This is a genomic window from Leptolyngbya sp. FACHB-8 (assembly GCF_014695575.1).
Classification (GTDB): domain Bacteria; phylum Cyanobacteriota; class Cyanobacteriia; order Elainellales; family Elainellaceae; genus Vacuolonema.
On record NZ_JACJOO010000008.1, the window covers coordinates 1 to 20,224 of the forward strand.

The 20,224-nt window shown below is 51.1% G+C and carries 17 protein-coding genes; 5 read left to right on the forward strand and 12 right to left on the reverse strand.

The window, feature by feature from the left end; genetic code table 11:
* Window positions 1-423 precede the first annotated feature (423 nt).
* The gene (locus H6F91_RS01225; RefSeq protein WP_190789190.1) at window positions 424-789 is read left to right on the forward strand and encodes a DUF4345 family protein; all 366 of its coding nucleotides are present in this window, start codon (window positions 424-426) and stop codon (window positions 787-789) included.
* Window positions 790-1,056: 267 nt separating this feature from the next.
* Here the strand turns inward: H6F91_RS01225 and H6F91_RS01230 are convergent, their stop codons facing one another.
* The 11 genes from H6F91_RS01230 to H6F91_RS01280 all read right to left on the reverse strand — a co-directional run bounded on the left by H6F91_RS01230 (window position 1,057) and on the right by H6F91_RS01280 (window position 14,078).
* On the reverse strand, window positions 1,057-2,283 hold the full coding sequence (locus H6F91_RS01230) for a glycosyltransferase (protein WP_190770867.1): 1,227 nt from the start codon (window positions 2,281-2,283) through the stop codon (window positions 1,057-1,059).
* Window positions 2,274-4,400: a glycosyltransferase family 9 protein gene (locus tag H6F91_RS01235; RefSeq protein WP_199307576.1), complete on the reverse strand. Its 2,127-nt coding sequence runs from the start codon at window positions 4,398-4,400 to the stop codon at window positions 2,274-2,276. The genes H6F91_RS01230 and H6F91_RS01235 overlap by 10 nt, the downstream gene beginning before the upstream one ends.
* A 40-nt stretch (window positions 4,401-4,440) precedes the next feature.
* Window positions 4,441-5,247: a glycosyltransferase family A protein gene (locus H6F91_RS01240; RefSeq protein ID WP_190770866.1), complete on the reverse strand. Its 807-nt coding sequence runs from the start codon at window positions 5,245-5,247 to the stop codon at window positions 4,441-4,443.
* 101 nt (window positions 5,248-5,348) lie between these two features.
* Window positions 5,349-6,479 (reverse strand): lipopolysaccharide heptosyltransferase II, encoded by a 1,131-nt coding sequence (gene waaF / locus H6F91_RS01245; RefSeq protein WP_190770865.1) that lies wholly within the window; start codon window positions 6,477-6,479, stop codon window positions 5,349-5,351.
* A complete protein-coding gene (gene rfaE2, locus H6F91_RS01250) occupies window positions 6,479-7,948 on the reverse strand; it encodes a D-glycero-beta-D-manno-heptose 1-phosphate adenylyltransferase (protein WP_199307577.1) in 1,470 nt (489 codons plus the stop codon). The genes waaF and rfaE2 overlap by 1 nt, the downstream gene beginning before the upstream one ends.
* Window positions 7,878-8,540, reverse strand: a complete 663-nt coding sequence (locus H6F91_RS01255) for an HAD-IIIA family hydrolase (RefSeq protein WP_190770868.1) — start codon at window positions 8,538-8,540, stop codon at window positions 7,878-7,880. Before H6F91_RS01255 ends, rfaE2 begins: the two co-directional genes overlap by 71 nt.
* A gap of 14 nt (window positions 8,541-8,554) precedes the next feature.
* Window positions 8,555-9,310 carry an SDR family oxidoreductase gene (locus H6F91_RS01260; protein ID WP_190770864.1) on the reverse strand — a complete coding sequence of 252 codons (756 nt, stop codon included), beginning with the start codon at window positions 9,308-9,310 and terminating at the stop codon, window positions 8,555-8,557.
* 56 nt (window positions 9,311-9,366) lie between these two features.
* The gene (locus H6F91_RS01265) at window positions 9,367-11,385 is read right to left on the reverse strand and encodes a glycosyltransferase (RefSeq protein WP_190770863.1); all 2,019 of its coding nucleotides are present in this window, start codon (window positions 11,383-11,385) and stop codon (window positions 9,367-9,369) included.
* Between the two features lie 111 nt (window positions 11,386-11,496).
* A complete protein-coding gene (locus H6F91_RS01270; RefSeq protein ID WP_190770862.1) occupies window positions 11,497-12,468 on the reverse strand; it encodes a glycosyltransferase family 4 protein in 972 nt (323 codons plus the stop codon).
* 124 nt (window positions 12,469-12,592) lie between these two features.
* Window positions 12,593-13,057 carry a hypothetical protein gene (locus H6F91_RS01275; protein ID WP_190770861.1) on the reverse strand — a complete coding sequence of 155 codons (465 nt, stop codon included), beginning with the start codon at window positions 13,055-13,057 and terminating at the stop codon, window positions 12,593-12,595.
* Window positions 13,047-14,078, reverse strand: a complete 1,032-nt coding sequence (locus tag H6F91_RS01280) for a glycosyltransferase family 9 protein (protein ID WP_190770860.1) — start codon at window positions 14,076-14,078, stop codon at window positions 13,047-13,049. Before H6F91_RS01280 ends, H6F91_RS01275 begins: the two co-directional genes overlap by 11 nt.
* A gap of 619 nt (window positions 14,079-14,697) precedes the next feature.
* On the opposite strand from H6F91_RS01280, the gene H6F91_RS01285 reads away from it, so the two are divergent.
* The 3 genes from H6F91_RS01285 (at window position 14,698) to H6F91_RS01295 (ending at window position 17,757) form a co-directional block, all read left to right on the forward strand.
* A complete protein-coding gene (locus tag H6F91_RS01285; RefSeq protein WP_242035582.1) occupies window positions 14,698-15,585 on the forward strand; it encodes a helix-turn-helix domain-containing protein in 888 nt (295 codons plus the stop codon).
* Window positions 15,586-15,595: 10 nt separating this feature from the next.
* Window positions 15,596-16,708, forward strand: coding sequence for a glycosyltransferase (locus tag H6F91_RS01290; protein WP_190770858.1), 1,113 nt, complete (start codon window positions 15,596-15,598; stop codon window positions 16,706-16,708).
* Window positions 16,709-16,977: 269 nt separating this feature from the next.
* Window positions 16,978-17,757: a sulfotransferase domain-containing protein gene (locus H6F91_RS01295; RefSeq protein ID WP_190770857.1), complete on the forward strand. Its 780-nt coding sequence runs from the start codon at window positions 16,978-16,980 to the stop codon at window positions 17,755-17,757.
* 163 nt (window positions 17,758-17,920) lie between these two features.
* On the opposite strand, the gene H6F91_RS01300 is transcribed toward H6F91_RS01295, so the two are convergent.
* Window positions 17,921-18,238 carry a hypothetical protein gene (locus H6F91_RS01300; RefSeq protein WP_190770856.1) on the reverse strand — a complete coding sequence of 106 codons (318 nt, stop codon included), beginning with the start codon at window positions 18,236-18,238 and terminating at the stop codon, window positions 17,921-17,923.
* Between the two features lie 1,626 nt (window positions 18,239-19,864).
* Between H6F91_RS01300 and H6F91_RS01305 the strand changes: the two genes are divergently transcribed.
* Window positions 19,865-20,047 carry a hypothetical protein gene (locus H6F91_RS01305; protein WP_190770855.1) on the forward strand — a complete coding sequence of 61 codons (183 nt, stop codon included), beginning with the start codon at window positions 19,865-19,867 and terminating at the stop codon, window positions 20,045-20,047.
* Window positions 20,048-20,224: the final 177 nt, after the last annotated feature.

Below are 20,224 nucleotides of genomic sequence, written 5' to 3' on the forward strand. Positions count from 1 at the left end.
CAATGTTTTTCGGATTAGAGTAATCTGGTTCATGAGGGTTTCGTGGATGAATGTGGTAATTCTCATGAAACCCTCTCCTACTCAATCTTTGCAAGCTTTTGTCCGGTACTTAGTATGGAAATATCTTATTCGAAATAACGCGCACTGAGGTCGCGAAGTGGACAAGTGCGATCGCCTATGGGTTTTCTGCTAAACCCAGAACCGTTAAATGGGCTAGAGTTGCCAAGGACCTCGTATTAGTAACCTGATGGCCGCTGAGGATGAGCGATCGCAACGGGCTCAAGCCGCTAACGTGGTTGTCTATCAGCGCTAACTCCTCTTGCGACAGTTGCCCGAGGAGGAAATTAGGAAATTCTATCGGCAGACAGTACCGACTTTAACATCGGTAGTTACAAATGGAGATATTGCTTCAAGATTTTGCGTGTGGAAACTTTGATTCAACTTGCACCTAACGTTGCAGCAGCCCTTCTCATGGTGTTAGGGGGAGCCGCCTTGTTCTTTCCCAAAACCATGGCTGCTTTTGTGGGTATTCAACCCATTGCTCCGGTGGGGATTTCTGAAATTCGATCAACGTTAGGAAGTTTTTTCCTGGGGTTGGGAGCTACCTGTTTATGGTTGCAGTCAACAGATGCGTTTACAGTTTTAGGAATTGCATCATTAGGAGCGGCCCTGGTACGTCTGTTGTCGAGTCTGTTCGATCGCAGTATTACAGTTAAAAATATCGGGGGTGTTGTGGCAGAAGCGTTCCTGGGTGGTTTATTTCTTCTGAGCTGGCTTTGGTCTGTGTAAAGCGTGGGCACCATGCTAATCGCAATACACCCCACAACCTGATAATCTTGACCCTCGGCTAAAAAGCAGCAATTCTCAGTATGGGTTTCAAAGCTGAGAGTTCGTGCCCTTCGGGCACGAACTCTCAGCTTTGAAACCCGAACATAGCCCGCCGAAGGCGGGCTATGTTCGGGTTGGATTTCAAAATGAGAATTGCTGGCTAAAAAGCCAAACGGAATTCCGCTAGAGTCTGTTTTTTCGTGCGCCTTGCGCACGAAAAAACAGACTCTAATTGGAGAATTGATTTATAACTTTTTGATATATAGCATGATGCTGGAGGGCGATCGCCTCCCAGGTACGCGACTGTACAAATCGGTATCCATTTTCCGATAAGCGATCGCACTGGAAACAATCATCCAATAATTCCAGAAGAGCGTTAGCCAGAGAGGGCACACAGCGGGGAGAAACACGCTTCACCAAGTCTGACATTAACACGGGATCCGTTTCTACTGACTCCGCGATGACAGTCGGTAGTCGATGGGCTAGCAAAGTCAACAATGAGCCACTTTTAAGGGTTACGCCGGGGTTAAATGGAAGCACACCGATATCCGCCCCTGATAAGTAATGAGACGCCTGTTCCGCATCTATATAACCCGTACAATGAACAGACTGAGATAATTGCAATTCGGCAATACAAGCTTGGATTTTCTGCCAGTAGCGTTCTGCATCTTCTCCTTGTAGCGAGAGGGTTTCCACTCCACCTAGCAGAAGTAACCGGACATTGGGACGTGAGTAGACCACCTTTTGCACAGCCTGCAGCAATGTTTCAATCCCTTTAACAGGATGAAGAAACCCAAAAAAGGCAATCACTTCTGTGTCTTCCGGCCAATTACAGGTTTGCCGTAGTTGACGCCGGGCTATATCCCGATCGATGGGGGCAACACTTACGTTCGCTGCAATGGGAATGGAATGGAGGCGATCGCCCAATTGGGGAAGGCGATCGCGCATAATTGCCGCAATATTTTCATTGGTCGTAATGATGGCTTCGCTACCCGTCAATAACCAGCCGTCTTCTCGATCCCACCAACCGCGTTGCTGGCCCCAATTTTTGGCAAATTCCAACAATCCAGCCGGAATCCAACTGGGCGTCCATTCCCACCAGCCATATTCGTGAGCTGTGGTAACAATAGGTGGGCGATAGCCGAGCGATCGCAACAGAAGCGGCAGCAAAAAAATGGGACGCTGAAACCCATAGCTCCCTGCTGCATGCTGAATATGCAACACATCTGTAGGATGAGCCATCAATGTCCGCACCAGGGGAAACAGGTTGGGCATTGCCCAATCATCTACGGCTCCTATCACATCCGGTTTATTGATAGCCTGGGCAGAAACCTGTGACGTCACAACTTGAGATTCAACACCCTGCTTGGCCAGGTGTGTGCGTAGGTGCGCAAGGTAGTCAGCTACACCGCACCGCTGAGGCTGATAACCTCCGGCCACAAAGGTTACACGCATAGACGGGCCTCCTGTAATAGGGATAGGCCAGCCACCGCGATCGCCTCTGGAGTAATATCTAAACACTCCAGCTCATAGGGGCAGGTGAACTGATAGCAGGGGCTACAAGAGGTCGGACAGCGTAGCAAAACCGCTCGTGTGCTGCGGGGCCGCCATTGTCGTTCCAACTCAGTCCCGGCAAAGAGGATGACGCTGGGAGTGCGCGTGGCATCGGCAATGTGCATGGTGGAAGTGTTGTTAGACAGCATCAGACGAGCATGAGCGACCAGCGCGACTAAATCTGTAAAATTCGTTTGTCCCATGTAGTCGATAGCGCGATCGCCCACGATCTCCAATAATGGACGGGCGCGATCGCGGTCCTTTTCCAACCCTGTAACAACCACCCGATACCCAGTCTGTTCACTCAACAGGGCAGCCGCTTTTCCGAATCGTTCCAGATCATACGTGCGAGATGGGCAACTGGCCCATGGGTTCAGAAGTAAATAGGGTTCATCAGGAATGAGGGAGCATGCCGGTATTTGGAGTTGTAAGCTGCGATCGTGGACTGAATAACCCACGAATTCCACCAAGTGCATGTTACGTTCGGCCTGATGTTCCTCGTCGGGAGGTGCAGAAGCCGTATGGGTAAGCACAACATCTTCTTCTCGCGAGAACCCTAAGCGCACAGGAATTCCAGCCATTTGACAAATCAAGGCTGCTGGATGAGGGCTCTGCTTGAAACTCGTGAAGATGGCAGCCGCATCAAATTGCCGTGCTCTCAATTGCTCGATCAACTGCCATTCCCGGTCCGGGTCAAAGGGGAGCCGCCCCAGGTCTTGCCAGAGCGATCGCCATGCAATGACATCATCAACCCACGGCAATACGGCAGCCGCTTGCGCTCCGGCAGGGCTTGCCAGCAATGTCAGCTGAGTCGAGGCGTTTGCTTTCAGAGCTTTTAGAGCGGGGCCAGTCATGATCACATCGCCAATATTATCGAGACGAATGGCGAGGATATTCTGTGCAGAAGCGAAAGAGGGAAGGAGGGAAGGGAAGCTGCCCGTTTTTGATCCTAGCCTTATGCCTTCTAACCGTTGGTTTATCCCTTTACCCTCCTGCTCCGGTAATTCTCTGCCTTCTAAACCAGCAGAAATCATAGGAATCAGAGCGGTGAGAACGGCTTCAGGCGAAATGTCATCAACACACGTCCTCCACTCAAATGGACATTGGCCGCTGTACCAACAGGATTGAGTGGTGAAGTTGGGAATGTAGCGTTCGGGGCAGGAAGGATAACCCTGAAGATTTTGATGAGGCAGAGGCTGGCCATAGCGATCGCCCCAGGATGGCCCAAACAATGTGACGGTAGGAATGCCCAGGGCAGCCGCAATACGAGCCGGGCCTGTGTCAGCGGCTACAACAGCATCGAGTTGTGCAAAGAGGGCCGCGAGTTCTCGCAGCGTTCCTTTAGGCCAGGGTTTAGCCGTGGGAATTTTTGCGGTGATGGCCTGAATAGAAGCCGTATCAGACCCTTCAGGGACAATGATGCTGGCTTGATGTTCTTGTTGGAGAACGTGAGCAAGGGTAATGAAGTTTTCAGTGGGCCACCGTTTGATGGCCATTCCGGCGTCGGAATAGAGGCCAATACGGGGGTGGGGCAGATCGCCCAAACGTGCCTGGGCAGCCGCATGTTCGGCCGGGGTCAGGTAGATACGCGGGTGCTGATTCATATTCAGCGCTTCTGGTGTAATCCAACCGTCTTCGTGGAGGAGTTGGAGGAAGCGATCGCTCACTTTCTGATGATCGGGTGGATTCCGCCACAGGTTAGTGACGACGTGGGGCACACCACTTTGTTGAACCAAATCGGCAATGCCATCGTAAGTCGTATCGGTAATGATCAGGTCGAAAGAGGAATTGTGAGTGAGAACTTGTACGGCGTGGCGAGCGGTGCCTTTGGGGATCTGGATGACGCGATGGATGAGGGGATGATAGTGCAACAGATCGCCACCCGGAGCAAAGGTGAGAACCGTGAGGGTAGCGTGAGGGTGAGATTGGGCGATCGCTTGCATGGCGGGCAGGGCGATCAATACGTCGCCTAAGCCGCCAAGCAGTTCGATGAAGAGGATACGGGTGAGGGAGGACACAGGGGTTCTACCGATGGGGGCTGATGGGAAACATCAGCGTTTATATGGACAATAAATTGGACGCACTTTCGGTGCGATCGGGCAGGGTTGTAGGCAATTCCTGGTGGTAGGCACCGGATGGTAGTAGGCCACAACCGCCATACTGGGCCATTAAGCGCCGCTGCACTAACACGTCTTCACCACAAGCTGTCGCGGGGACGTCTTGCCAAAAGCTGAAGCCACCAACATCCAGCAGTTTGGCGCGATCGAATAATACGCAACCACCAATCCAGTTGATGCGGTAGAGACGGGGGTTGTCGGGGGTGATGCCTAGTTTTTGTTGGATGTGGTAGGGGTTAGCGGCGTTGTGGAGTCGCCAGCGTTCCCATTCGGGGGTGTGCGATCGCACGATTTCAGGCTGCACAGCGGTTTCCCAGAATTGGAGGGCGGTATGTTCGTGGGGACGAATGTCGTCCAGGAAGCTGAGGCCGATAAGAGGATTGCCGACGAAGCCGCAACCTTGGTTTTGGAGGGCTTCGAGGAGGGTTTGGATAACCCAGGGTTCGAGGATGACGTCATCGTCGAGGTAGAGGACGTAGGGGGCGGTAGCCTGGGTGAGAAGAAATTGGCGTTGTTCGGCGATGCCTCGGCGGGGAAGGTGTTTGTGAATTTGGGTGGGGTGGTTGTGCGATCGCAACACCCGTTGGATGGTTTGGATTTCGCTGATGTCTGCGACGTCGCAGGTGTCGCTTTGATCAGAGACAATGATGCTGAAATCGGGGTGGGTTTGGGCGCTGAGGCTGGTGAGGGTGACGGCTAGGGCGGTGGGGCGGTTGTAGGTGGGGATTAGGACGTCGATGGTTGACATGGGTTTAGAAATTGTGTTGTTGGAGAGCGTATATAAACCTGTTCCGGTTCCCCCTCTTTTGGGAGAGGGGGCTAGGGGGTGTGGGTTCGCCTTCGCAACTCTCAAACAAGGTGAGGGCTGAGGGATACAGATGTTTCGGAAGCGCTGGTTTCTGCGAGTAGTTCCAAAATGGCTGTCACGACCTGGTCGGGGGTGACGAGTTCCAGGCAATGGTGGTGGCCTTCGGGGCAGATGCTGCGGTAGCAGATGCGGCAGGGGACGTCGTGGTAGAGAACCCGGTGGGGCACTTGCCAGGGGGTGTGTTGTAGATTTGTCAGGGCGTAGAGGTCGACAACGGGGGTGCCGAGGGCGGCGGCAAGGTGAACGGGGCCGGTATTGTTGCAAAGCAGCAGGGGGGCGGCTTGCAGGAGGGCGATCAGGTCGGGGATGTCGAGTTGGCCCACCAGGGAAATAGAGGGGACTTCCATCTGCTGACGGATGGATTCGACGAGTTCCTGTTCCTCAGCGCTACCAGTGAAGACGGCGGTTATCCCTTGTTGATGGAGCGATCGCCCTACTTCAGCGAAACGCTCGGGTGCATAACGGCGGGAGGGGGCGGTGGCTCCAGGGTGAATGACGATCCAGGGGCGATCGGGGGTGAGCCCTAATTCCCGGAGGCGCAGGGCTATGCGACACTCCGCCAGGGGAGAAGTAGCGATGGTGAGGCGGGTGTCACCATTAACAGGATGGGCTCCGATGCTGGCGACGAGATCCAGTTGCCGTTGGACTTCGTGGCGGGTGAACTGCTCAGGCTCGGGGTCGCGGATGACGTGAGTGAGGAGCTGGTAGGGATTTTCGCGGCAGTGCGCCAGACGCAATGGTATGTCGGCCATGTAGCACATGAAAGCCGAAGGCAGCGGGTTCTGGCTGTAGACCGTGAAGATAATGGCGGCATCGAAGGCGCGATCGCGCAACACCTCCACCATTTCAAATTCTGGCTGGCTGTTTTGGCGGGGGGCAGTTGCCTTCAGCCAGGGGGCTTCGTAGACCATAACCTCGTCAATCATGGGTAGGTGAGCGGAGATCGCCGCTCCTGCCGTAGAGGTCATTAAGGTCAAATGGCGCTCTGGATTGGCCGCTTTTAAAGCATTGAGGGCAGGGGTGGTCATCACCATATCCCCTAAACTATCGAGGCGAATGCACAGAATTCGCTTAGCGGCGGCCCAGTCCTGCTCCCAGGTCACGTCGGTCATTAGCCCCTCCCTGATCGAATGGATTGAATCATGCCGGTGGTAGAGCGCTGTTCCACATAAGGCAAAATAATGACTTCACCGCCCAGTTCCTCTACCAGGGGAGTTTCCGGTAAGCTGTGCCGGGTGTAATCTCCACCTTTGGTATACACATCAGGGCGAATCAGACGAATCAGTTCCCGGGGCGATAGGTCGCCAAACGGTATCACGTAATCGACACATCCCAGAGCAGCCAACACCGCAAGGCGATCGCCCAACCCATTCACCGGACGAGCATCCCCCTTAAGCTGGCGAATGCTTTCATCAGTATTCACGCCCACCATCAGCACATCGCCCAAGGCTTTAGCTTGTTCTAAGACCGTGACGTGGCCCGAGTGCAACAAGTCGAAGCAACCATTCGTGAAGACGATGCGTTTGCCCCGATTGCGGATCTGCTCTACAGCAGAGAGAAGCTCGGCCTGGTCGCTGAGGCGTTTGTGGGTATCTGAGAGCGATCGCCGTAACGTAGCCAGCTCACAGCACGTTGTCCCCACTTCCAGGGTTGTAATCGCAGTTGCAGCCCCGGCAAGGGTGGCGGCTGCATTCGCATCGGCTCCAGCGGCCAGAGCTAACGCCAGAGAGGCCACGTAGGTGTCTCCCGCCCCTGTGGCATTGCAACTGGGAGCCGGTTGAGCCAGAGTGCGCGTGGGGGAATGGTCGCCCATAAAAATGAGCGCTCCATCAACATCCAATGTGATAGCAGCCAATTGTGCCTTCGTCTGGGTTAGAACCCTCTGGCCTTCCCGTGTGATTTGGTTCACGCGCGCTGTTCCTAACAACGAAGGCAAATTCAGGAGCGCTGTTGCCTCGCCATAATTTGGCTTCACCGCCGTGACCCCGACCGCCGCATAGGCTTGAAGATGCTTGGAGTCGGCCACAATAACACGGGGATTTTCAGCCTGAAGTTGGGCCAGGGCATCGATCACACGAGGAGTCAGAATGCCATAACCATAATCAGAAATAATCACCGCATCACAGGTGAGGAAGCGGATTTGTAGCCGCTCAATAAGCTGATCCTCCAGGTCTTCGCTGATCGCCCCCGTACTTCCCTGATCAAACCGTACGACCAGATGATCGGCTGCCATTACTCGTTGTTTGATCAAGGTACGACGACTGGGGTGACATAGAATGTCATCCAGTTGTACACCCTGTTGCTCTAAAGCAATTTGCAGGCGATCGCCCGCATCATCCATGCCAACGACCGTCAGAAAGTAGGTATCGCCACCCAGACTGGCAACATTGGCAGCCGTATTCGCCGCTCCCCCCGGTACATCCTGTATCCGCTCAATATCCACAATAGGCACAGGAGCCTCACGGCAAATACGACTGGCGCCTCCCTGTAGAAAGCAATCCAGAATGGCGTCACCGATCACCAACACGCGCAGATGGGCGAAGCGATCGAGAAACGTCAGCATCGAATCCGTTGGTGTCATCGTCTTTAGCCTGGTGAAGGATAAAATTGGCGGCAATCGCCATATCGGGTGCGGTGAAATCGGGCGATCGCCCTTCGGTCATCTCCCATTCCGTTTCGTTGCCGTTGTCGATCAAAATGGCACAGCATCCAGCCCGATGCGCGGCTTCAACGTCGTTGAGGATATCGCCAATCATCCAGGAACGGCTCATATCCAGGTGAAGATCGGCGGCGGCTTGCAGCAACATTCCCGGTTCGGGCTTACGGCAGGAGCAGGCGATCGCATACTCTGGCACGACACCGGTTGGATAGTGGGGGCAATAGTAAAACCCTGCCAGCGGTACTCCCAACAGTTCCTGCAAACGTTGCTCAACGGTTTTCAAAGCGGCTTCCGCAAAGTAACCTCGGGCTACCCCGGATTGATTGGAAACAACCACCAAGGCATATCCGGCTTGATGGAGTCGTTGTACCGCTGACGCTGCACCGGGTTGTAACTGTATCTGCTCCGGGTCCACGTTGTAAGGGACGTCCACAATTAATGTGCCGTCCTTGTCGAGAAATACGGCTGGCTTTAAGACGTGAGGTTGGGCGGGCTTAGCCCACCCAACCTCCATATTGGTTAGTCGCCCTAGGGCCATGAAGTCTCCTTCATGGGCAGCACCATGATTTCAGAAATCACCGTCTCCTTGGGTTGCATTAGCAAATATTCAATCGTTTCAGCCACGTTGCGGGGATCTTGCAGCGTCGTCACATCAATATCAGGGAAGCGATCCAGCAGGAAGGGAGTTTGCATTCCTCCAGCGATCACCGAGGTGACTTTAATTTGATGCAATCGCCCTTCTACATGCAATGCCTGGCTGAGTCCCAACAAGCCCCATTTGCTTGCGTGATAAGCTGATGCATTGGCCCAAGCGCGTTTCGCTGCCGTAGATACAATGTTAATAATGTGTCCACCGCCCTGTTCACGCATATGGGGAAAAACAGCTTTGGACATGTAGAACGGCCCGTTCAAGTTAACGTTAATCACCTGCTGCCATTCGTCAATCGCCATTTCTTCCACAGAAAGCGTAATATCGATCCCCGCATTGTTCACCAATACATCGATTTTTCCGTAGGTTTCGAGAATAGTGTCTACCGATTTAGCAATGTTATCGGGGCTGCTAACGTCGAGAGGGAGGGCGATCGCCGTTCCGTCCTGCGCCTGAATCTGTTCTGCAACTTGGGTGGCTAATTCTTGCCGCATATCAGCGACCACCACTTTCATGCCAGCTTCCGCCAAGCAGTGGCAGGTCGCTTCTCCCAGGCCCCGTGCGCCGCCCGTTACGATGACGACTTTATCGGCTAGTTTCTGGTTGGCACGAGTGGTTTTAGGTAGCGTTTGCATAATGACTCCTTGAGTAAAACGGGTTTGCAAAGTTAGGGTTTCCAGATACCGGTTTTTTAAAAGCACCCGGTGTCTTGGGTTTCTAACGCGACCACAGGTGTTTCCCGTTGAGCAGGAACGTGAGTCAACGTCAGATTAGGGGAAGACACAGACTGGGTTGCACAAACATCCCAGGTGTTTTCGGGAAGGGTTGCACTCTTCGAACGCAACATATCCTCCTCAATCCATTCGCAAATCAGGTGCAACACCAAGAGGTGAATTTCCTGGATGCGTTGGGGGTCGGTGGCCGGAACGCAAATGGCCTGATCGACCAGCTCGCGCACGCTCCCACCGTCACCGCCCAGCAATGCCAGCGTGAAGACATTGCGCGCTTTAGCCGCCTGTACCGCCTGGATGACGTTGGGCGATCGCCCACTGGTACTCATCACCATCAGCACATCCCCCGGTTGGCCGAAGGTTCGAACCTGACGCGCAAAAATATCCTCGTAGCCCTCATCGTTTGACCAGGCCGTCAGTAACGCGGTATCAGCGGTGAGAGCGATCGCAGGCAGACCAGCCCGATGGGGCGATCGGAACTTCCCGACTAGCTCAGCGGCGAAATGCTGCGAATCTGCCGCACTGCCACCATTGCCACAGATCAGCACCTTACCGCCCCGCTCGAAACACATGCCAAGTTGAGCAGCTGCCGCCAAAATATCAGCACCTAAAGCCTGTTTAGACTGTTGGAGAGTGTGCATAGCAGCATCAAAGGCATCCTCCAGCCGCAGGCGGGCCTGTACCTCATCACTCACGGTGGACAGAGAAAGGGCAGGAGTGGCTAGCACCTCTTCATAGAGGGCGGCGATCGCACTGGTCACTTTAGGCCAGGTAAATTGCGCGGCTACATGGCGAATGGCCTGACGCCCCATCAGGTTGAGTAATTCAGGATGGCGATAGAGGAAGGCGAGGCGATCGCATATCCGATCGGGGCGCTGCGGTGGTACCAGGTAGCCCGTTTCACCATCCTTAACGGTGAATTTAATGCCGCCTACATTGGAACCAATCACAGGAGTTCCACAGGCCATCGCTTCCAGCGGGGTGATACCGAAGGGCTCGTACCAGGGTGTTGTCACAAAAACATCCGCCGCACTGTAATAGTACTTCAGGATTTCGCGCCCCTGTTGTCCCACGAAGGTGACTTTATCCGCCAGGTTTAACTTCCGGGCCAGTGTTTGCAGGCGACCGATCTCTGGAGTTGCTACCGGGTCAGGGGTGGGAGCTTCGCCTCCAACTACCAACAATTGGGTCGGCAAGCAGGCTTCATGATTCAGGGCAGCAACCCCCTGAATCGCCGTGTCTACCCCTTTACGAGGCACCATACGGCCCAGTTGCAGCACGATGCGATCGCGCAATGGCAACCCCAACGTAGCACGGGCCTGCGCCTTCGGAATGGGCCAAAATTCAGCCGCATCCACCCCACAGGGAATCACACGAATCTTACTGGGTTCAGCCTGATAGAACTGAATGAGATCATCGCGATCCTGGGGGCATTCCGCCACAATGAAGTCCGCTGCCCGCACCACCTCTTCTTCCACAGAAAAGCGCTGATCGGGAAAGCGATCAGCACTCCCTTGATACTGCCGCCGAATACGCCCCAGGGCGTGAAACGTGACAATAAATGGAATATCGGTGTGTCGCTTCAGTTGTAACGCCACCAATGCTGACATCCAAAAATTGGCATGGATGAGCTGATAAAATTGTTGTCCTTTCAGAGAGCCATTCGCCTGCTTCCGTTCCCGCTCCATAAATGACTGAACGAACTGCGTGAATGCCCCCATGAATGGGAGTAGATCTTCCTTAGGAATGGATGTCGCAGGGCCAGCAGGCACATGAATAATACGAACTCCATTGTGCCAAATCACCTGCTCTGGAAGATCCGAGCGATCGCGCCGAGTGAAGACATCCACCCGATAACCCAGACCAGCTAAATGCTTAGCAACTTGGCCGACATATACATTTTGGCCACCACTATCAGTACCACCGAAGATGCCCAGAGGTGAGGCGTGTTCACTAATGAGAGCTATACGTTTAGTCATGGTTTTAGGAAAGGGTGTGAGGGTGGTAGGGAATGAGCGGCAGGGGGGCAGAGGTACGGGGAGCGGTGGGGCGACATCAACGTTTCTGCCCGCTGCCTTCTGCCTTCCCAACTAAACCGTTTCATAAACCGGGCTGTGACGCGCGATCGCCAACTCCAACACATCATTCCAGTCACGAACAAAGCGCTGAATGGAAAAGCGTTGTTGGGCATACTGTTGGGCATTGTGGCTCAGGAAGAGCGCCTGAGCGGGATCATCAATGAGTATCTGCATTTGCTGGATAAGCCATTGCAGATCGGTACTGACATAGCCAGAAACGCCGTTTTCTACAACGGTGGGGAGTTCAGTCGTGGCAAGGCCGACGATGGGAAGCCCCAGCATCATGGCTTCACAGACAGATAGACCCAGGCTGGTGTAGCGAATGGGATGGAAGAAGAAGCGATAACGGCTGAGGAAACCGGGAAGTTCCTCATGGGAAATTTCGCCGAGCCCACCTAGCGCTTCAGAGCCCATACCCACCAAATCAATGGGCACTTGGCGACGCACTTTTTCAAAAATATCAGACCCTAAACGACGCCCGCGCGATCGCAATCCATTGACCACCACAATTCCCCGGGGAATCTCTCCGGTGTAGGTAACGTTGTTGGGTACGATAACGCCGTGATCAATAACATAGGTCGGCGTCTCACCACTGTCCCACATCAAATCGTTAAAGTGGGTCACATGCACCAGGAACATGTTGGGATCGTTCACCACATGGGTTGTATCGGTAGGATGTTCCCGAGGTGGATCGTGTTCTAAAAACAGGTGGGGGAGCTGACGTTGCTCAGGAGATAGAATTTCGTACTGGTCCTGCAAATAGTTGCGTCGTGATTGAAACAGCACGCAATCAAACGGCAGGTGACGCACTTCATCGGCTGCTACGTCATGCACGTTATCCCCCCAGGGGAAACCTGGCAGCCGCCCCCCATAACCCTCTGGGCGATCGGGCTTGACAGGCAAATAGAAATCGTGGGGAGCCTGGGTCAGGTAGTAAAGATAGCTACCGTGAACGTGCCAGGTCAGAATTCGTAGACGTCGCATGGCTGGGTGGTGGGTATCGATAAAGGATAAATGCAGGATGGGATACGATTTTTTGAAACGCTAATTATGGCCGTTATGGCAAACAGGAAAATTTGGGGATCACGTTTTAGCAAGCGGCAGCCATTCAGATTTGAGGCAACGCTTCAGTGGCAACAAGCCCACAGGTCTGAAGGAGATGCAAATGGGGATCGGAGACGGTTGTGTCCGGTGGAGCAATGCAATGAGATAGCACTTGCCCACCAAACTCCAGGGATTGACCGATGCGGATAGGAACTCCAGCCAGATAACAGCGATAGGCCCAGGTATAGGGCGATCGCTCTCTAGCACTCAACACAACGGCAGCATCCACCGACTGCTCCCGAATCCACTCAATAGTGGCGTGTTGGAAATTATCGTGGACGGTTAGAGGCATCTCACCGGGCAAGATGTAGCTAACGCTCGAACCGTCATCATTCTGGGCCTCTAATAAAATCAGGGAGATATCCGGCCGATGTTGTTGGAGTGTTGCGATCGCTCCCCGAATGGCATCCGCAGTATCCAGTTGAATGACTAACAACCGTTGAATTGTGGAGAGCCATTCATCCTGCACAGGCCACCTCCCATTGCGGTTGTTTTGCCAGTAGATGCTCAGCCTCTGCTAAAACCATTTTTGAGGTGGCCGTTTGTGCTTGACGCACATCAACCACCCGATGGCGATCGCGGTTTAACGGTGCCCAGCGTTGGGTTTCGGAGTTACTGAAAACCACCACGCTCGGTGTTTTCATAGCAGCAGCCAGGTGGGAGATCCCCGTGTCATTGCACACCAGCAAAGCCGCCTGTTGCAGGAGGATAGCCATCGCCCCCAGTTGGGTTTGTCCAGCTACATTGATCGGGTGCGACACCATACGTTGGGCCACCTGTTCCGTCAGGGATCGCTCAGCCGCGTTTCCCGTTAGCACGATGGTATAACCCTGTTGGGCCAGGGCATCAGCAACAGCTGCAAAGCCCTCCGTCGACCAACGGCGATCGTCTCCACTTGCACCCGGATGAATACAGACATAGGATTGAGGCTGCAATCCATGATGTTGAACCTGTCGATGATAAGCAGCATGATCTGAGGATTGCAGTGGAAATTCGAGTTGATCCCCCTGAAGTGGAATTTGCAAAAATTCCAGTAACCGCAACATTCGCCAAATTTCTGGCTCTCCGGCAGGATAGGGCAGAAAATGACGAGGGTCGGGGCAGAACTGTCCCGGTACAAAGAAGCCCGCATTGAGCTTGGCTCCTAATAACATCAGAAATGGATTGATATAGCTACCATTTCCGTGCAGTTGAATGGCTAAATCATAGTTTCGGGCTTGCTGCGCTGCCAGGAACGGCGGAATTGCTTCCACCCCCTGCCAACCCTCAGGAATGCCAGGATATCCAGCAAACTCCACCCAGTCATCCATCAGGTGAGAAAAGCGATCGCCAAACCATCGCAGTTCCGGCAACCCTAAAAAAGAAATCTGAGATGCCGGAAACACTGTCCGCAGTGCCCGCAATGCTGGGACACTGCACAGTAAATCGCCTAATCCGGGTAGCGATCGCACCACAAGAATGCGCTTTGGTTGGGAATCTAGATGGAGCATAGACACGCAGAGCAGGCTGTGATGCTCATCCTAGAAAACTCAATTTTGGGTTTCATTGGGCATTTGCCAAAAAAACCATACCGAAAATTTTTAATTTGTTGTGCAAATGCCCAATGAAGCCAGGTTGGAGATCGATCGATAGATTTTCTTCAGACTTTATTACACCTTTGGGAAGATGATGTAATCGAGCTTTTTACAACAAGCTGATGTCAGTATCTAATTTAAGCTCAATAACAACCTGCATGATGCGATTTTGGATTGTTGTATAGCCTCAGTACATGTCTCATAAGCCACTCTGTTAGAAAAATAGAAGTAAACCCCACCTTAGATAGTTTTTGTTCCGACGTAGTAGTGCAGTGATAATTATCTCTGGATAAGTTAAGACTTCTGTCATTATTTTTCTGGGCTATCAATATCTTTCCTTGAGGTCATTGAGAGAAGCCAAGCCAACAGAAAATCAACGGCTCTGGTTCATTTAAAGATCGATGAACTCTGTTCACTCCATGAGTAAGTTCCACCGTCTTTGCTCCACGGATATCGCCCCATGAACGAAATGATGATAGAGCAAGTAATAAAGCCAGAAATGCTTTCGTCTCAGATCTCACAAGCATTTGTTGACATGATTCTGAACCAATCTGCCACGAGTGCTCAACGCTATAAAAATCAAGTCATTTATGGTTTATTACATGGGCAGTTTGGGAAAGATGATGTAATTTTAGAACAGGCACGACGGCTTGAGCTGGATCTCACGCCTCCCCGAGCGGTCATTCTCATTGATGCCAGTGAATTTGTTTGTGCTCAAGCGACAGACTCAGACCAAACGACCACAAAACAGACGCGATCGCAATTCATCATCGACAGCATTGTCAGCTTCTTTCACCTCCCTGACGACACCATTTGTGCCGACTTAGGCAATGGAGAATTTGCCGTCCTGAAGGCTAGCGACACGCGCAACATGGGCAGTTGGGCCATGCATAATGACATGAACCCCAATGAGTTCGCGGCCTCATCGTGGACCAATTTAGAGGCCGTTAAACGAGCTGGAAACGCTCTAATGAGCCGCCTTCGGGGTGACACGGGAGCCTCCATTAGCATTGGGATAGGCCGTTACCATCCCGGATTATATGGTTTATCCCGCTCCTATCAAGATGCTCAGGTTGCCTTACGGTTAGGCCGCCAGTTCAACGGTCATAACCGGGTTTATTGTCTGGATAGTTTGGGAATTGCTGCCTTTGCTTGTGTCGCCGATGAGCAAACCAAAATTGAACTGGCAACCCATCTATTAAGCCCCCTCGACAATGAACCCGATTTACTGGATACACTATTGACCTTTTTTAACCTGGGCTGTACTCCCTCCGCTGTTGCTAAGCAGCTCTCCATTCACCGCAACACCCTGAGCTATCGCCTGGAAAAAATTGCCTTGCTGACAGGTCTCGATCCACGCTGCTTTGATGAAGCTGTGCAAATCCGCTTGGCCCTGTTGCTGCAAGATCTTAAGCCGAGTTGAAACGCTAATCATGCACGTTCTGGCCTATACGGACTCCGCTGGTATTGGTGGAGCCGAAATTAGCCTTGGCCATTTGGTCACCAACGCCTCTTCCGACATTACAATAACAGTCGTTGGCGTTAATTCAACCGTTGTCAATGCGATCGCTCGACATCGCCCTCAAACCCAACGCTATGTGCTACCAGCCACAGGTTTAGCAGCACTGCGATCGCACCTGACCACGTTCCATCGCCTCCTACCTGATATTGTTCATCTCAACCTCTGCACTCCCTGGGCTTGCGCAACAGGGCTACTGGCTGCCCTCTCTCTACCCCAAGCACGGGTCGTGCGGGTCGATCAACTTCCTCTGCGAACAACGGATCTATGGACCTGGCTCAGGACACGATCGCTAAGCCTCCGCGTCGATGCTCATGTCGCCGTAGGCCAGGAGTGTGGACGCAAAATGGAGGACTTTTATGCGCTCGGACGCCGGACAGTCCTATCGGTTCCCAATGGCGTTCCCGAGCTTGATCCAACATCCTGTATTTCAGACAAGGCAACCTCAACCGAGCACAATTGGTTCCACATCGGTAGCATCGGACGGCTTGATCCGATGAAAGGCCATGATGTCCTGTTACGAGCGGTTGCCCAGGTTGAAGGGACCAAATTGGTTATCGTGGGTGACGGAGCTTACCGAGGTGAACTGGAGCGACTGGCAGAAGCATTAGGGATTAGCGATCGCGTGCTCCTACCCGGTTGGGTCGATCAACCTCGACAATACCTGCCCACGTTTGATGTCTTTGTTCAACCTTCCCGCTCCGAAGGGTTTCCTCTTACCGTAGTGGAAGCAATGCTAGCAGCCCGCCCCATCATTGCCACCCGAGTAGGTAGCGTTGCTGAAGCGATCATCCCTGAAAAGACCGGGCTCTTGATCGATAAGGACGATGTCGATGGCCTTGTGGCAGCCTTGATGTACTTGCGCGATCGTCCCGACCTCCGTCACCAATTAGGTCAGAATGCCCGTGCAGTAGCCCTTCAGCACTTCACCATCCAGTCGATGACAGCCCAATATCAAGAACTATGGCGATCGTTGCTGACACAGCCCCAAGTTCCTCGCCTACGTGTTCCCCAGCCCAAAGAATAATTACGCATTTTGTTGCATCGCTTCATGTTATGTCGTATTAAATACACACAATAAAAAGTGGTATGGCACACCACGTCACAACACTTTTTATTGTGTGTATTTAACCTTGCTTATTGTCAGACACACAAAAGAGTTTTGTAGAAAACAGGGAACATAATTGTAATCCAAACTACAATTGTGATCCAGTTTACAAATACCTATCCTGGTAGAGAGGCAGAACAGTAGCCGGAAACTGTAGGTTAGGTGTGATTTCTGCATGAGAGAAGCCTATGTGGGTCTTTTGTGGTGGCATGTTCCGGTCAGCATCAACTCTACAGTTTCAAATCACAACGCGGCTGGTAAAAGATGCAGGAGTTGGCGAGCAGATTGGTTGGATTGATGCGTATCGCTTTGCAGAAATACAACGTACCCATACCCATAAACCGGGTTTCAAGGTCGTCAAAGTTCATGTTTGCACAGAATCCATCCAGGCAGAGTTTTTACAAGATAATGCATTAGGAATTTACATCTTTAGGGATGTCCGAGATGTTTTTTCGTCTTATCTCAAACAGCGTCAAAAGTCATTTCAATTTATATGGAATGAGGGTTTTCTAGAAACATGCTTGAATAACTATAAAATTTGGACAACATTACCCAATACACTTGTTTCTACATACCAGAGGGTAATGGATAACCCACCTGAAGAAGTCCTCAGAATTGCCCACCATCTAAATCTGGATATTAACCTGGAGGAATGCCAACAGATTGCAGATGACTATAGCCTAGAATCTCAACAACAACGAATTGAATGTTTTCGCAAACAACTTCTACAAACGCCTTTAAACCCTAACGATCACCGCGAAATTGTTGATTATCACGATGAAGAAACACTACTTCACATGAACCATATCGATTCAGCAAAGCGCGGTCGTTGGAGAGAGGATCTCTTACCTGAAGAAGTGGCTTTAATTGAAGAGAAGGTTATCGAATGGTGTAACCAGCATAGTTATAATCCTTCTCTTTTCCTTCAAAAATCCAATGCATTGCTATCCACTTCCGTGGAGCTGTAGTTTTACCACCGTATCTTTCGTCTAACTGTTCACCCAAATCCAAATAAGGTAGTACACTTCTGTAAAGGATAGAGAAAAAAGGCTGGTTTTAGAAGTTACGCTTTGCACAACTTCTAAAACCAGCCTTTTTTCTCTATCCTTTAAGAAATAGGAGTACCACTTATTAGGGGTGTTGACCGTCATACATAAGTTTTGTCCAAGCATTGGCTTCATCAGGGCTTTCCGCTGCCCATTTCTCTAAGGCCAGTTGTAGCCAGCTATTAAAGATTTGACGTCCACTGCGGTACTCCCGGAGTAGTCGGGGAAGTAGCTGTTTTGTTGGAATGTTAGCTAAAGTTGGTTCAATCCGCAGAAACAATCCTGGTTCACTCCCCGGGTCGCATGGCCTGGGACTGATATCCTTCGTTACTTCTGTAAACTGGCCTAATGGTAATGACATCAACTCGACAACTCGTTCGGGAATGTATGCAGATTCGGTCATGGACGATCGCAGCCTCTATACGTTAGTCATTGACCCATATCAGAGAGCGTATCGGAAACAAATGAAATATCTATGAAATTAATTTTATTTTGTCTATAGTTTTTTTGTTTTGTTATGTATTTAACGTTCCTAGAGCTAGCGATCGCTTTCAGGTTAAGACTGGATTAGTCTACAAGCAGACTGGGTACCTGCTCTAGTAATCAACAGCTTAAATTTGCCCATGTTTGAGAGTGGAAAGTGCAGATCATCCTCCCCTGCCAAACATGGATTGATTTCTGCTGTTTACCACCATAAAGATTGTGACAGGCCACCAATTTTGACAGGTGAGATGTGTCAAGCTTCGCCTGCCACATCCAATAATTCTCATTTTGGTTTGAAGGCTGAAAATAGTCCGCCTTCGGCGGGCTATTTTCAGCCTTCAAATCAAGGAGTTCTCGCCCGTCGGGCGCAAACTCTCGGATTTGAAGCTCATAATGAGAATTGCTGTGCCGCATCTCACCTGTCAAAATTGGTATGGTGAGGGTGCGCCTCACGCACAAAAGTGGGTTTCCAAATCTGCAAAAGTGGGATGCACCCATATGGTGAAGTACCAGGAATTCAGTCTTCGCTAGATAAGGTGTCAGACTGTACTGAAAATGCTTCCTCGCTGTCAGGGATAGAAACGCCATAGGGTGTGCGAAATTTGGCAGTAATCCGATTCCCTCGATATGTCCCGGTAATGATACTGCAGGGCATATAGGTAGGCACTCCTGCCCTAGTAACAGTTTGGTAAAACCCTTCAGTTATTTGAGGATTTTCAATATCTTTGAATTTCATATTTTTTCTACAGCAGAGTGAGTCACTTAGCAGTTCATACGAACTCCACCTCGTATAGAAACGGTCTGTTTTTTGTTAGGTGTCCCATACCAGGCACTCGAACAGAAACTATGAATACTGGCTGAATCAATAGCATCACATAGCAGAATCTTTCGGCATTACTTGGCGAGTTCTGGGTATGACTAGAACTTGCTCCAATCCTGTTATAAACAGCATTAAATTGAGCTTGATAAATAAAATCAAAGCGCTTACGTTACTGTTTTTAAACAGCCTTTTGGGAGGAGTCATAGGAATAGCCACCTCTCCCTTCATATTTCGCTCCTGTGGACCCATAATTACCTGCTTATTTCGCTCCTGAGAGGTAGGTAAATCCTTGAAAAACTGTTCTCAAGACACCTAATAACAAGTAAAGTTAAATGCCTATGATAAAAAGCGGCGCGCCGCTTTTTATCATAGGCATTTAACCCGACATGATATAAATCTGGAGCCGGGGTGGTTCTTGGCGCGATCGCCCTACCTCATGTAGGTAGCTTTGCTTAAATAGTAGCGATCGCTTGCCTCTTCTATTCATTCAAAGAATATAAATTCCTTATGGAATCAGATCTAAAGACATGGCTGTGATTCGGCTTCAGCACGGTTGCTATTTATGATTTTTATGGAAATGCTTGTTATTACCCACACAAGATCCTCACACCCTTTTCTCTAAAATAGTCACTTGTAAACAATAAAAAGGATATGAACCACCCTAATAATTTGAAGTAATGTTTGCGACAGAAGATTTTAGAGGACGCTTTTTTAGGGTAGGCTGTCATGAATGCTTTAGAAAAGTATGCAGCAGCAGTAGCTTCAAGACGTGGCTATCAGCTTCAGCTGCTGGATAAACAGTACGTTCTTATCAACGTGGAAACCGGAAGGATAGTCGGTTATCGGACGCTAGATGGAGTGCTTAGCTATCTAGAAGTTATTGAAGAAAATAGCACAGAGAAGGATTAGGTGAACAGATATTGTATGTATCGCTGAAAGCCCCTTACAGAGGGCGATTTCCTCAAGTCTCAAGCTATTAGAAGTGGTGAGCTTAGAAGCTTTGTTCTGTCATACTTTCAATTTCCTGAAGTGGGCGGTTGTGATTAATATTATGCCAGGTTAAATGCTTATGATAAAAAGTAGCGC

Bases quoted from the DNA above. Each gene is read 5' to 3' on its own strand.
- H6F91_RS01255 (WP_190770868.1), bottom strand. From the start codon at position 8,540: ATGGAGGTTGGGTGGGCTAAGCCCGCCCAACCTCACGTCTTAAAGCCA.
- H6F91_RS01290 (WP_190770858.1), top strand. From the start codon at position 15,596: ATGCACGTTCTGGCCTATACGGACTCCGCTGGTATTGGTGGAGCCGAA.
- H6F91_RS01280 (WP_190770860.1), bottom strand. From the start codon at position 14,078: ATGCTCCATCTAGATTCCCAACCAAAGCGCATTCTTGTGGTGCGATCG.
- H6F91_RS01285 (WP_242035582.1), top strand. From the start codon at position 14,698: ATGATTCTGAACCAATCTGCCACGAGTGCTCAACGCTATAAAAATCAA.
- H6F91_RS01300 (WP_190770856.1), bottom strand. From the start codon at position 18,238: ATGACCGAATCTGCATACATTCCCGAACGAGTTGTCGAGTTGATGTCA.
- H6F91_RS01265 (WP_190770863.1), bottom strand. From the start codon at position 11,385: ATGACTAAACGTATAGCTCTCATTAGTGAACACGCCTCACCTCTGGGC.
- H6F91_RS01295 (WP_190770857.1), top strand. From the start codon at position 16,978: ATGTGGGTCTTTTGTGGTGGCATGTTCCGGTCAGCATCAACTCTACAG.
- H6F91_RS01260 (WP_190770864.1), bottom strand. From the start codon at position 9,310: ATGCAAACGCTACCTAAAACCACTCGTGCCAACCAGAAACTAGCCGAT.
- H6F91_RS01240 (WP_190770866.1), bottom strand. From the start codon at position 5,247: ATGTCAACCATCGACGTCCTAATCCCCACCTACAACCGCCCCACCGCC.
- H6F91_RS01270 (WP_190770862.1), bottom strand. From the start codon at position 12,468: ATGCGACGTCTACGAATTCTGACCTGGCACGTTCACGGTAGCTATCTT.
- H6F91_RS01305 (WP_190770855.1), top strand. From the start codon at position 19,865: ATGAATGCTTTAGAAAAGTATGCAGCAGCAGTAGCTTCAAGACGTGGC.
- rfaE2 (WP_199307577.1), bottom strand. From the start codon at position 7,948: ATGACACCAACGGATTCGATGCTGACGTTTCTCGATCGCTTCGCCCAT.
- H6F91_RS01230 (WP_190770867.1), bottom strand. From the start codon at position 2,283: ATGCGTGTAACCTTTGTGGCCGGAGGTTATCAGCCTCAGCGGTGCGGT.
- waaF (WP_190770865.1), bottom strand. From the start codon at position 6,479: ATGACCGACGTGACCTGGGAGCAGGACTGGGCCGCCGCTAAGCGAATT.